Source organism: Glycomyces sp. MUSA5-2, from assembly GCF_037034145.1.
Taxonomy (GTDB): domain Bacteria; phylum Actinomycetota; class Actinomycetes; order Mycobacteriales; family Micromonosporaceae; genus Glycomyces; species Glycomyces artemisiae.
Map to the genome: position 1 here is coordinate 397774 of NZ_JBAGKG010000003.1, position 12442 is coordinate 410215.

A 12442-nucleotide genomic window follows, 5' to 3' on the forward strand; every position below is an offset into this window, starting at 1 on the left:
GCAACGCTGAAGTGCGGGGCTGGGAGATACCCGGCCCCGCACGCGGCTCAGAGGCGGTTGCGGCGGCCTCCCGTGCGGCCTGTCAGGCGGGCCGGGATCGCGGTGCGGGAGCGGTAGAACTTCACCGGGCTGCTGCTCACGGCCTCCTTGTAGGCGACGGCGGCGCGGCCCTTGAGGTACCAGCGGCTCGGGGTGTCGTCGGGGTTGGTGAACTGGATGACCGCGTCGCCCCGGCCGAGGGAGACGGGCTGGTGGATGTAGCCGAAGCGGAACGGCTTGGGGGCCTTGCCCTTCAGTTCGCGCACGATCGACTCGGCGGTGTGGGCGCCCGAGGGGATGCCGCTCTGGCAGGTGCCGTGGATGACGCCGTAGGCCTGGCGGATCGCGGCGGCGTCGCCGATCGCGTAGATGTTCGGGTGCGAGACCGACCGCAGGGTCGCGTCGACCACGACCCGGCCGGTCGCGTCGGTCTCGATCCCGGCCTCGGCCGCGAGCGGGGGCGCTTGGACGCCGGTGGTCCACAGCGTCACGTCGCTCGGGAGCCGTTCGCCGCCGTCGAGCTCCACCGCGTCGGGGAGCACCTGGGCGACGCTGACGCCCGTGCGGACCTCGACGCCGAGCCGGTCGAGCGCCTTCAGAAGGTAGACGCGGGCCTTGGGGCCCATCATGGAGCCCGGCTCGCCGCGGCTGACCAGCCGGACCTTGAGGTCGGGGTACGCCTCGGCCGCCTCGGTGGCGGCCTCGATGCCCGTCAGGCCCGCCCCGGCCACGGTGAACACCCCGGTCGGGTTGTCGCGCAAGGCGACCGCCAGCTTCGGGTCGTCGATCGTGTACGCGTTCGGCACCTGCGGGGTGCGCGATCCGAGCGCGTACACGAGCGTGTCGTAGTGGAGGTCGCGGCCGTCGTCGAGGACGACGCGGCCCGCGGCGGTGTCGATCGCGGCGGCCCGGCCCAGCACGAACCGGACGCCCGCGGGCTCCACCAGATCGGGGATGCGGAACTCGGCGAGCTCGTGGCCCGCGGCGGCCTGGTGCTGGCGCAGACGCTCGTTGAAGCGGTCGACCGGGTTGAGGATCGTGACGCGGGCGGCCTTGGTGCGGCGGGCGACGCCGACGGCCGCCATCATGCCGGTGTACCCGGCGCCGATGATGAGGATGTCGTTCATGCCCCCAAGGACGGGCGCCGGAACGCATTCGTGAGGCGCAGTGACCTAATTCACAGAGCGCCGAGCTTCTCGGGGTTGGAGACCAGGTGGATCTCCTCGATCACGCCGTCCACGAGATAGAGCATCACGACCGCCGCCGCGGTGCCGCCGGACCGGACCACGACCGCCGGACCGCCGCTGACCTCCTCGAACGTGACGCTCGGGTCCTCCGGCATGCGCCTCGTGAACGAGATGAGCGCGTTCGCGACCAGCTCCATGCCGGTGAGCGCCCGCCGCGGGGCCGGGGCCAGGCCGCCGCCGTCGCACACGAGCACCACGTCGGGCGCGAGCGCCCCCAGGAGCGCCGCGAGGTCCCCGCCCGCGCACGCCGCCATGAACGACTCCGTGGCCCGCCGCCGCGTCGCCTCGTCGGTGTCGTACCTGCGGCGCTTGGACTCCACGTGCTCGCGGGCCCGCATCGCGGTCTGCCGCACCGACGCCTCGCTGCGGTCGACGATGCGCGCGATCTCGGCGTGCGAGTACCCGAACGCCTCCCGCAGCACGAACACGGCCCGCTCCAGCGGCGACAGCGCCTCCAGGACCAGCAGCATCGCCGACGAGACGGTGTCGGCCAGCGCCAGCCGGTCCGAGGCGTCGCCGCCCGCGGGCACCGGCTCCGGCAGCCACGGGCCCACGTACGACTCCCGCTTCGCCTGCGCGGACCGCAGCCGGTCGATCGCCAGCCGCGTGGTCACCGTGACCAGGTACGCCTCCGGGTCCTCGACCACCGCGGCGTCGACGCCGTTCCAGCGCAGCCACGCCTCCTGCACGATGTCCTCGGCGTCGGTGACCGTGCCGAGGACGCGGTACGCGACCGCTTTCAACAGTCCACGCTGCTCCTCGAACACGTCCATGCGGCCGAGACTACAAAGAGGCCGGGGCCGCGCGTCCGCGGCCCCGGCCCGTTCCTTCATGCGCCCCTTACGCGGGCAGGTTCCACACCTGCGTCCAGAGCCCGTTGCAGTCGTAGATCTGGAGGTCGGTGCCGTCGGCGGTGCCGCCCGCCGAGATGTCCAGGCACCGGCCCGACTGCGGGTTCAGCAGCGATCCGTTCGCCTGCGGCGTCCAGACCTGCGCGCCCGAGCCGTTGCACTCCCACAGCTGCACCTTCGTGCCGTTGGCCGTGCCCTGCGCGTCGACGTCGAGGCACTTGCCGAACGACCGGAGGGAGCCGTCCGAGTACCGCGACCAGTCCTGGCCCGAGGCGATCCCGCACGCGTAGATCTGCGCCCGGTTCCCGTTCGCGGCCGTGTTCGTGTCCACGTCGAGGCACTTGCCCGTCTGCGGGTTCACGACCGCGCCCGTCGCGCCCGGGACCGTGCCGATCCCGAACCGCACCTCGCACTGGTTGTTCTGGCCCAGCCAGGTCGCCGCGAGGTACAGGTAGCTCGTGCCGTCCTCCCGCGGGATCGCCGGGGTCGAGTAGCCGGGGCACGACGGCACGCCGGAGGCGTACCCGCCCGTGGGGTTCACGGTGACCGGGGCGGTCGCCTCGAACCAGTCGCCCGCGCCGAGGTTCCGGTTCGCGAACAGCACCGTCCCGGACTCGGCGAGCACGGTCTTGTTCCCGGTCGGCCCGGCCACGACGCGCTGGCCGGAGAGGAGCAGCGTCCCGTTCGGGCCGCCTGCGGGCGTCCACGAGATGTACGGGGTGTGCAGCAGCTCGCGGTCGTCGGAGGTCTGCACGAGGGTGCCGCGGTCGCCCGCCGCGCCCCAGTTCAGGCCGTCGTCGGAGTACTTGATGTAGACCTCGCACGCGTGGTCGGCGTTCGTGGCGTCGCGGCACAGCTCGTAGCTCATGACGAAGCGCCCGTCGGGCAGCTCGGCGAAGGTCTGCATGCCCGGGCGCAGCAGGTTGTCGGCCGGGAAGACCACGTCGTCCTGGATGCCGGAGCTCCAGGTCGCGCCGCCGTTGGTCGACGTGTAGTGCGCGATCTTCTGGTTGTTGGTGGCGCTGTTGGAAGGCCGCTCGTCGGAGATGAAGCACGCGAGGGTGTTGTTGTCGGCCACCAGGAACGTGGGCTCCCAGATGCCGTGGCCCCACGTGTTCGGCTCGCCGGAGGTCTGCGTGCAGTTCGACAGGTACGTCCAGGTGACGCCGCCGTTCGTGCTCTTGAAGACCTCGACCTTCTGCGCCGAGTAGTTCCCGACGTCCCAGGCGGTGCCCGCGGCGAGCAGGTCGCCCGCGTTGAGCCCGTTGATGTTCCGCGGGACCTCGAAGAGCGTGGGCGCCTCCAGGTCCCAGCCGGGGGTGTTCGAGGTGATCGTGGAGATCTGGGTCCAGCTGGCGCCGCCGTTGGTGGAGCGGTAGATCGGGAGGTTCGTCGGGGCGTTGTGGCCGCCCTTGGCGAACGTGGCGAGCATCGTCTCGTTCGACGAGCCGTCGTGTTCGAGCCCGATGGCCCGCGGGTAGCCCGCCGTGCCGCTCGGGTACGTGGTCAGGTTGGGGGAGTAGAGCACCGTGCCCGGGTACGCGGCCTGCGCCGGGGTCGCGACGAGGGCCTGCGCGCCGGCGGCCGCGAGGACCGCGGCCGCCAGCAGCACGGCCCAGCGGCGCGCCGCAGCGGCCAGCCGTCTAATCACCGTCATGGGTTGCCTCCTGTGAGTGGGTGCGCCCGCATCTTTGCAGACGTTGCAAACACCATGCCAGCAATTTGCCTACGTTGCAAGAGGGCAAATCGGGCGCCTGAGCCGCGCTCAGGCCCCAGTGGACTCCCGGACCACGAGCCGGTGCGGGGCCACGACCTCCTCGGCCGGGACCGACGGGTCGTCGATCCGGGCCGCGATGCGGCGCACCGCCTCCCGCGCGATGAACGGCGTGTCGAGCGAGACCGTGCTCAGCGAGGGCCGCGCGAACCGGCCCTCCTCGATGTCGTCGATCCCGATGACCGCCACGTCCTCGGGGACGCTCAGCCCGGCGTCGAAGACCGCGCGCATCGCGCCGACCGCGAGCAGGTCGGAGAAGCAGAAGATCGCGTCGGGCCGCGGGTCGAGCGCCATGAGCGCCGTCGCCGCCTCGTACCCGTCGGTGCGGCTGTAGTGCGGCGCCGGAGTCGCGTACGCCGCCGGGACCTCCAGGCCCGCCTCCTCAAGGGCCGCTTCGTATCCGGCGGTGCGCAGCAGCGGCGTCGAGTACTCCTCCAAAGGCTGCGCCCCGATCGCGGCGATGCGGGTCCGCCCGGCCGCCACGAGGTGCGCCACGGCGTCCCGCGCGGCCTGCACGTTGTCGATCGCCACGTGGTCGAAGCGCCCGTCGAACTCGTGCTCGCCGAGCAGCACGAGCGGCATGTGCTCGGAGCGGTGCATGTCGAGCAGCTCCGACTTCGTGACGAGCGGGCTGAAGAGGATGCCGTCGAACAGCATCGTCCGGTCGTCGCCCATGAGGAGGCGCCGCTCGCGCTCGTGGTCGTGCCCGGTCTGGTCGATCATGACGCGGTAGCCGAACTCCGCGGCCGCGTCGATCACGTCCCGGGCGAGCTCGCTGAAGTACGGTACGTCGATCTCGGGCACCACGAGCGCGAGCATCCCCGTGCGGCCGGTGCGGAGGGTGCGCGCGACGGGGTTCGCGCGGTAGTCGAGCTCCTCTATCGCGGCGAGCACGCGCTGGCGCATGCGCTCGCTGACGTGGGCGTATCCGCTCACGACGTTGGACACGGTGCGGACGGAGACCTGCGCCAGTTCGGCGACGTCGCGAAGTGTTGCCGGCATACGGCCCATCCTACCGTTTGCAACGTCGGCAAAGGGGTGCTAGGTTTTGCACACGTTGGAAAATCACACAAGGGAGTGTTCCATGCAACGCCATCTCCTCCGGCGACGCGCCCTGCTCGCGTCCGCCGGGCTCGCCGCCGCGGCCCCCGCCCTGGCCGCGTGCGGACCCGACATCGCCTCCGACGAGGAGTCGGACGCGTCCAGCCTCCTCAAGGCCCCGGACCGCACCGAAGGCGAGATCACCGTCTGGGACCGCTCCGGCGACCTGTTCGAGGTCTTCGAGGGCGCCATCGCCGCCTTCAACGCCAAGTACCCCGACATCACCGTCAACCACGTGGCCATCGACATCGACGCGAAGCTCCAGAACACGCTCATCACCGGCGCCGACGTGCCCGACGGCGTGTTCCTCGACGACGCCAAGGTCGGCGGCTTCACCGACTACCTGTGGGACCTCAGCGACGTGCTCGCCCCTTACGCCGCCGACATCGCCCCGCAGAAGCTCGACGTCAACACCGTCGCGGGCGGCGTCTACGGCGTGCCCTTCGACCTCGACCCGGGCCTGCTGTTCTACAACGCGACCGCGCTCGAAGCCGCCGGGATCGACATCGACGCCATCGCGACCTACGACGACCTGCTCCAGGCCGCCCGCGACTACCAGGCCGCCGTCCCCGGCTCGGCCCCGATCCACCTGGAGCAGTCCGCGTTCCTCGGCCAGCTCCAGCTGGAGATGTACGCGAGCCAGCTCGGCACCTCCATCGCCGACGCCGACGGGAACCTCCGCCTCGACACCCCCGAGTTCGAGCGCATCCTCACGTTCCTCGACACCGTGCGGCAGGAGGGCCTCGGCACCCGCGCCGAGTACCTGACCCCCACCGACATCGCCGAACTCGACAACGGCAACCAGGTGTTCTACCCGTGGGCCATCTGGTTCTCCTTCGCGCCGCAGCAGGTCCTCACCGAGACCACCGGTGACTGGCGCGCCGTCCAGCTCCCCGCCTGGGACGCGGGCGGCGCCCGCTCCGGCGCCATGGGCGGCTCCTCGTTCGTGCTCCCCAAGGACGGCAAGAACGCCGACCTCGCGTGGCTGTTCTACGAGTTCCTCATGTTCGACGAGGCCGGGTACACCGCCGTCTGGGGCCCCGGCGACGTCTACCCCGAAGGGCTCGCCACCTCCATCCCCAGCTACACGCCCGCCGCCGACCCCGCCAAGCCCCTCTACAGCGGGATCACCGCGCTCGGCGGCCAGGACCTGTGGACCGTCGCCACCGAGGCCGGGGCCCAGATCCCCGGCGGCACGCCCACGCCCGCCTGGTGGACCGGCGCCGTCGACTACCTCGGCAACGACCTCCAGCGGATGCTCGACGGCGACCTGACGCCCCAAGAAGTCCTCGCCCAAGCGAGCGAGGACATCCAGACGAACCTGGTCGACCGCCAGTGACGGCGCTGTCTGCTGCACCCGCGACCCGGCGCGCCCCTCGCGCCGGGCGCGGCCCGCGCCTGCGGCGCCGCCTCGCGCCGTACGTCTTCGTCCTGCCGTTCGTCGCGGTCTTCGCCGCCTTCAGCGTCTACCCGCTGTTCTTCACCGCCCGCCTGTCCTTCACCGACTGGCGCGGCACCGGCGCCGCCACCTGGGTCGGCTGGGACAACTACACGTACCTGCTCACCAACCCCGCGTTCTGGGCCTCCCTCGGCAACTCCGCGGTCCTGTGGCTCCTCATCGTGCCCGTCCAGATGGTCCTCGGCATCCTCGTCGCCGTCCTGCTCAACAACGCGAAACTGAAGCTCCGCGGCCTCTACCGCGTCGCCTTCATCGTCCCGTTCGTGACGCCGCTCGTCGCCGTGGCCCAGATCTGGGTCGTCCTGTTCGACCAGCGCTACGGCGCCGTGAACGCCTTCCTCGGCCTCTTCGGGCTCCCCGACACCGGCTGGCTCACCACCAGCGCCTGGGCCAAGCCGACCCTCGCGCTCCTGTTCCTGTGGAAGACCACCGGCTTCATCGTCATCATCCTGCTCTCGGGCCTCCAGTCGATCAACGCCTCGATCTACGAGGCCGCCGACCTCGACGGGGCCTCCAAGACCCGCCAGCTGTGGAGCATCACCGTCCCGCTCCTGCGGCGCACCATCGGCTTCGCCGTGGTCCTCCAGACCCTCGCGGTGTTCCAGATGTTCGCCGAGCCGTTCGTGGTCACCCAGGGCGGGCCGTACAACTCCACCACCACCGCGGGCTACTACCTCTACAACCACATCACCCGGGCGGACCTCGGCACCGGCGCGGCGAACTCGTTCCTCCTGGTCGTCCTCGTCATGGCGCTGTCGCTCCTGTTCGTCCGCCTGCTGCGAGCGAAGGACTGACGATGGCCGCCAACCCGGAACGCACCCGCCCGCACGTCGGCTCGCACGTGCTCCTGATGATCCTGCTCGTCGCGTTCCTCTTCCCCGTCGGCTGGGCGCTCCTGTCCGCGTTCAAGCCCGCCGACGACATCATCAGGTCCCCGCTGACGTTCGACTTCGGGACGTTCACCCTCGACAACTACACCGCGATGTTCCAGGACGTCCCCATCGGACAGGGCTTCCTCAACACCGCCGTCGTGCTGCTCTTCAAGGGCGCCGCCACCATGTTCCTCGCCCCGCTCGCGGCCTTCGCCTTCGCGAAGTACCAGTGGATCGGCAAGAACCTCGTCTTCGGCGCCGTCCTCATCACCCTCATGCTCCCCACGATCGTGCTCATCATCCCGCTGCTGCTGGAGATGAAGGAGCTCGGCTGGGTGAACACCTACCAGGCGCTCATCCTCCCCGGCGCGGTCGACGCGTTCGCGATCTTCTGGATGCGCCAGGTCATCAGCGCCGTCCCCGACGAGCTCCTCGACGCCGCCCGCGTCGACGGCTGCGGCGAGTTCGCCATCTTCTGGCGCGTCGTCGTCCCCGTCATCCGCCCCGGCCTCGCCGGCCTCGGCGTCCTCACCGTCATGAACATCTACAACGACTTCGTCTGGCCCGTGGTGGCCGCGAGCTCCGAGCGCATGGCGACCCTCCAGGTCGTGCTCTCCACCCTCGCGCAGAACATCACCGGCAACCGCATCGGCGCCGACTACGCCACGGTCACAGGCGAACTGCTCGCGGCGAGCTCCGTCGCACTCGTCCCGCTGCTGGTGCTGTTCATCCTGCTCCAGCGGCACTTCATCAACGGCATCCTCGCCGGCAGCGTGAAAGGCTGACGCATGACCCTCCCACCCGCAACCCCGCGACCGGAGTACCCGAGGCCCGACCGCGACCGCTCCGCGCGCTGGCTGAACCTCAACGGCGCCTGGGACTTCGCCGCCGACGGCTTCGCAGGCCCGATCACGGTCCCGTTCGCGTGGGAGAGCCGTGCCTCGGGGGTGCGGCGGACCTGGCTCGAACACGGCACGTACCGCCGCACCGTCACCGCACCCGCCGAATGGGCCGGGTCCCGCGTCGTCCTCTCGTTCGGGGCCGTCCACCACCACGCGGTCGTGCGCATCGACGGCACCGTGATCGGCGAGCACACCGGCGGTTACGAGTCCTTCGAGTTCGACGTCACCGACGCCCTCGCCCCCGGCGTCCCGGCCGTCCTCGAAGTCGAGGTCCACGCCCCCGCCGACAAGCGCGCCATCGCCCACGGCAAGCAGCGCTCGATCCCGCGCGACGACTACGACGGCGTCTCCTTCACGCCCACCTCCGGGATCTGGCAGACCGTGTGGCTCGAAGCCCGCGGCCGCACCTACGCCGAGTCCGTGGCCCTGCGCGGCGACAGCCTCACCGGCATCGACGTCACCGTGCGCCTCGCGGGCGACGCCCCCGCCGGGGCCGCCGCCACCGCGACCGCCGACACCGGCGAGACCGTCGCGCTGACCGCCGACGCCGACGGCATCGCCAAGGGCCGCATCGAGATCCGCGACCCGCGCCTGTGGAGCCCCGCGCACCCGCACCTCTACCGCGTCGAAGTCCGCACCGGTGAGGGGGACACCGCCGACCTCGTCGCCGCCACGACCGGCCTGCGGCACTTCGAGACCCGCGGCGAGGAGCTCCACCTCAACGGCGAGCGGATCTACCTGCGCGGCGTCCTCGACCAGGGCTACTGGCCCGACACCGGCCTCACCGCCCCCGACGCCGCCGCGCTCCTGCGCGACCTCGAACTCGCCCGCGGCCTCGGCTACAACCTCGTGCGCAAGCACCTCAAGTTCGAAGAGCCCCTGTGGCTCCACGAGGCCGACCGCACCGGCATGCTCGTGTGGGCCGAGCCCGCCTGCCCGAGCCGCTTCTCGCCCGAGGCCGCCGCCGCGTTCGAGGCCCAGCTCCCCGCCATGGTCGAACGCGACGGCAACCACCCCTCGATCGTCATCTGGGGCCTGTACAACGAGGAGTGGGGCCTCGACTGGGACATCCCCGGCAGCCCCGCCCGCGCCGAGGCCGCCGTCCACGCCTACGAGGCCCTGCGCGCCCTCGACGCGACCCGCCCCATCGTCGAGAACTCCGGCTGGTCCCACGTGCGCACCGACCTCCTCGACTGGCACTACTACGAGCCGAGCATCGCCGGATGGAAGGACGCCGTCGCGCGGCTCGCCTCCGGCGAGCAGGAGGACTTCCCGGTCCGCCTCGGCCCCGACTTCGTCGTCGACAAGTCGCTCTACGGCGGCGAGGACTTCCCGCGCGCGGGCGTCCCCATCGTCAACAGCGAGTACGGCGAGGGCTTCACCAGCCTCGAACGGGCCTGGCACCTGCGCTGGGAGACCCAGGAGCTGCGCCGCCACGACCGCTTCGCCGGGTACGTGTACACCGAGTTCGCCGACGTCGAGCACGAGGCCGCGGGACTCCTCGACGCCGACCGGCGGCCCAAGGACTGGGGCGGGGCCGTCCCCGCCGACGTCAACGCCGACACCGTGCTCGTGCTCGACCTGGTGCCCCTCGCCGCGGGCGCGGACATCGAGCCGCCCGACGCGCCCTTCGCGCTCGACGTGCACGTCTCGCATCACGGCCCCGGCGCCGCCTCCGGCACCGTCCAGGCCGCGTGGGTCCCCGCCGGGGCCCCGGTCGGCATCGCCGTCCCGCAGCCGCAGACGGCCACCGACCCGGTCAAGGCCGAGCCGTTCCGGCTCTCACCGGCCGTGACCCTCACCGTCCCGGCCCACGCCGGTCCCGGGCGCCTCCTCGTCTGGCTCGCCGACGACGAGGGCCGCACCCTCGCCCGCGCCTACCTCGACGCCGCCGAGACCGAGCCCCCGAACCGCCGCGGCGCCCGCCCCGGCGAGTTCCAGGACGCCCCGGTCCCCGGCCTCGCCTGAGACCCGATGGCCGGCGCCCCGAAAAGGGGCGCCGGCCCGGTCCGGACCCTGGGATTGCGTTGACACCCGGCCCCGGGCGACCTAGCTTGTACAGGCAAGGTTGTACCGGTAAAGCAGACCAGGCTCAAGGAGCACCCACCCGTGAATCGACCGATCGTCCGCCACGCGCCAATCGTCGGACGCGTCCCCCACCTCCTGCACGGCGGCGACTACAACCCCGACCAGTGGCTCCCCACCAAGGAGACCACCTGGAAGGAGGACATGCGGCTGGCCCGCCTCGCCGGGATCAACACCCTCTCCGTCGGCATCTTCTCCTGGGCCGCGCTCGAACCCGAAGAGGGCCGCTACGAGTTCGGCTGGCTCGACGAGATCCTCGACCTCATGGCCGAGAACGAGATCACCGCCGTTCTCGCCACCCCCACCGGCGCCCGCCCCGGGTGGATGAGCCGCAAGTACCCCGAGGTCCTGCGCGTCAACAGGGACCGCACCAAGAACCTCCACGGCGGCCGCCACAACCACTGCCTCACCTCGCCGGTCTACCGCGAGAAGACCACCGCGATCAACACCGCGCTCGCCGAGCGCTACAAGGACCACCCGGCGCTCGGCGTGTGGCACCTCTCCAACGAGTACGGCGGCGAATGCCACTGCGACCTGTGCCAGGAGCGCTTCCGCACCTACCTCCAGGGCCGCTTCGGCTCGCTCGACGAGCTGAACCAGGCGTGGTGGACCGGCTTCTGGGCCAAGACCTACACCGACTGGTCGCTCATCGAGTCGCCCTCCGAGCACGGGCGCGGCGAGCAGGACATCCACGGCCTCAACCTGGAGTGGATGCGGTTCACCACCGAGCAGTACGTGGACTTCTACCTCCACGAGACCGCCCCGCTCAAGGCGATCACCCCCGACGTGCCGCGCACGACGAACCTCATGGGCACCTACCCGGGCATCGACTACTACCGCCTCGCGCAGGTCCTCGACGTCGTCTCCTGGGACTCCTACCCCGAGTGGACCGGCACGGACAAGGACGCCGCCAAGGGCGCCCGCGCCTCCTTCCTCCACGACCTGACGCGCGGCCTCAAGGGCAAGCCGTTCATGCTCATGGAGTCCTCGCCGTCGGCCACGAACTGGCGCCCTGTCGCCAAGCTCCACCGGCCCGGCGTGCACCTGCTCCAGTCGCTCCAGGCCGTCGCGCACGGCTCGGACACGGTGCAGTACTTCCAGTTCCGCAAGGGCCGCGGCGGCTCCGAGAAGTTCCACGGCGCCGTCGTCGACCACGAGGGCACCGAGAAGACCCGCGTCTTCAAGGACGTGGCCGAGGTCGGCGCCCGCCTGGCGGAGCTCGACGGCGTCGTCGGCACCGACACGCCCGCCGACGTCGCGGTGGTCTACGACTGGCACCTGCGCTGGGCCCTGGACGACCAGAAGGGCATGCTCCAGCAGCGGACCGCCTACGAGCGCACCGTGATCGACCACTACCGGGCGTTCTGGGAGCAGGGCGTGCCCACCGACGTCATCGACTCCTCGCTCATCGCCGCCCCGGGCTACCTGGACCGCTACAAGGTCCTCGTCGCGCCGATGCTGTACATGCTGCGGCCCGGCGTGCCCGAGGCGATCGAGGCGTTCGTGCAGCGCGGCGGCACGTTCGTCGCCACGTACGCGACCGGCTACGTGGACGAGCACGACCGCACGTTCCTCGGCGGCTTCCCCGGCCCGCTCCGCGAGACCCTCGGGATCTGGGCCGAGGAGATCGACGCCCTCTACCCCGAGGACCGCAACGCGATCGAGTGGGACGGCCGGTCCTATGAGGCCGTCGAGCTCTGCGAGCTGATCCACGCCGAGACCGCCGAGCCCTTGGGCGCGTACGGCGCCGACTTCTACGCGGGCCGCCCGGCCCTGACGGTGAACCGCCGCGGCGAGGGCAAGGCGTACTTCATCGCCGCCCGCACCGGGGACGACTTCCTCGCCGACTTCTATGGCGGCCTGATCGCCGAGTCCGGTGTGGAGCGCGCCCTCGACGCCGACCTCCCGGCGGGCGTCACCGCGCAGGTCCGCACCGACGGGACCACCGACTACGTGTTCGTCCTCAACTTCACCCCGGAGGCCGTCGCGTTCGAGGCCGGCGGAGAGACCGTCGAACTCGCCGCGTTCGGCGCCAAGGTGATCGAGCGCCCGCGCGCGTAGCGACGACGCGAAGGGCCCCGCCGAGTCGCCTCGGCGGGGCCCTGTCCCTTT

Annotated in this window: 9 protein-coding genes; 5 read left to right on the forward strand and 4 right to left on the reverse strand. The window is 71.4% G+C overall.

Annotated elements, in window-relative coordinates; translation table 11 throughout:
• Positions 1-47 precede the first annotated feature (47 nt).
• From WA640_RS12025 to WA640_RS12040, 4 genes are all read right to left on the reverse strand, one after another.
• A complete protein-coding gene (locus WA640_RS12025; RefSeq protein ID WP_335987887.1) occupies positions 48-1166 on the reverse strand; it encodes an NAD(P)/FAD-dependent oxidoreductase in 1119 nt (372 codons plus the stop codon).
• Positions 1167-1216: 50 nt separating this feature from the next.
• Positions 1217-2059, reverse strand: a complete 843-nt coding sequence (gene sigJ / locus WA640_RS12030) for an RNA polymerase sigma factor SigJ (RefSeq protein WP_335987888.1) — start codon at positions 2057-2059, stop codon at positions 1217-1219.
• A 67-nt stretch (positions 2060-2126) separates the two neighbouring features.
• A complete protein-coding gene (locus WA640_RS12035; RefSeq protein ID WP_335987889.1) occupies positions 2127-3794 on the reverse strand; it encodes a ricin-type beta-trefoil lectin domain protein in 1668 nt (555 codons plus the stop codon).
• A gap of 108 nt (positions 3795-3902) precedes the next feature.
• Entirely contained in the window at positions 3903-4913 is a 1011-nt protein-coding gene (locus WA640_RS12040) for a LacI family DNA-binding transcriptional regulator (RefSeq protein WP_335987890.1), read from the reverse strand.
• Positions 4914-4995: 82 nt separating this feature from the next.
• On the opposite strand from WA640_RS12040, the gene WA640_RS12045 reads away from it, so the two are divergent.
• The 5 genes from WA640_RS12045 (at position 4996) to WA640_RS12065 (ending at position 12391) form a co-directional block, all read left to right on the forward strand.
• Positions 4996-6351, forward strand: coding sequence for an extracellular solute-binding protein (locus tag WA640_RS12045; RefSeq protein WP_335987891.1), 1356 nt, complete (start codon positions 4996-4998; stop codon positions 6349-6351).
• Positions 6348-7265, forward strand: coding sequence for a carbohydrate ABC transporter permease (locus WA640_RS12050; RefSeq protein ID WP_106363558.1), 918 nt, complete (start codon positions 6348-6350; stop codon positions 7263-7265). The genes WA640_RS12045 and WA640_RS12050 overlap by 4 nt, the downstream gene beginning before the upstream one ends.
• Positions 7266-7267: 2 nt before the next feature.
• Entirely contained in the window at positions 7268-8128 is an 861-nt protein-coding gene (locus tag WA640_RS12055; protein ID WP_335987892.1) for a carbohydrate ABC transporter permease, read from the forward strand.
• 3 nt (positions 8129-8131) lie between these two features.
• Positions 8132-10213, forward strand: coding sequence for a glycoside hydrolase family 2 protein (locus WA640_RS12060; RefSeq protein WP_335987893.1), 2082 nt, complete (start codon positions 8132-8134; stop codon positions 10211-10213).
• A gap of 141 nt (positions 10214-10354) precedes the next feature.
• Positions 10355-12391 carry a beta-galactosidase gene (locus WA640_RS12065; RefSeq protein WP_335987894.1) on the forward strand — a complete coding sequence of 679 codons (2037 nt, stop codon included), beginning with the start codon at positions 10355-10357 and terminating at the stop codon, positions 12389-12391.
• Positions 12392-12442: the final 51 nt, after the last annotated feature.

What these genes read in the sequence shown, in the direction of transcription:
- WA640_RS12040 (WP_335987890.1), bottom strand. Translation starts at nt 4,913, where the DNA reads ATGCCGGCAACACTTCGCGACGTCGCCGAACTGGCGCAGGTCTCCGTC.
- WA640_RS12035 (WP_335987889.1), bottom strand. Translation starts at nt 3,794, where the DNA reads ATGACGGTGATTAGACGGCTGGCCGCTGCGGCGCGCCGCTGGGCCGTG.
- WA640_RS12055 (WP_335987892.1), top strand. Translation starts at nt 7,268, where the DNA reads ATGGCCGCCAACCCGGAACGCACCCGCCCGCACGTCGGCTCGCACGTG.
- WA640_RS12060 (WP_335987893.1), top strand. Translation starts at nt 8,132, where the DNA reads ATGACCCTCCCACCCGCAACCCCGCGACCGGAGTACCCGAGGCCCGAC.
- sigJ (WP_335987888.1), bottom strand. Translation starts at nt 2,059, where the DNA reads ATGGACGTGTTCGAGGAGCAGCGTGGACTGTTGAAAGCGGTCGCGTAC.
- WA640_RS12045 (WP_335987891.1), top strand. Translation starts at nt 4,996, where the DNA reads ATGCAACGCCATCTCCTCCGGCGACGCGCCCTGCTCGCGTCCGCCGGG.
- WA640_RS12025 (WP_335987887.1), bottom strand. Translation starts at nt 1,166, where the DNA reads ATGAACGACATCCTCATCATCGGCGCCGGGTACACCGGCATGATGGCG.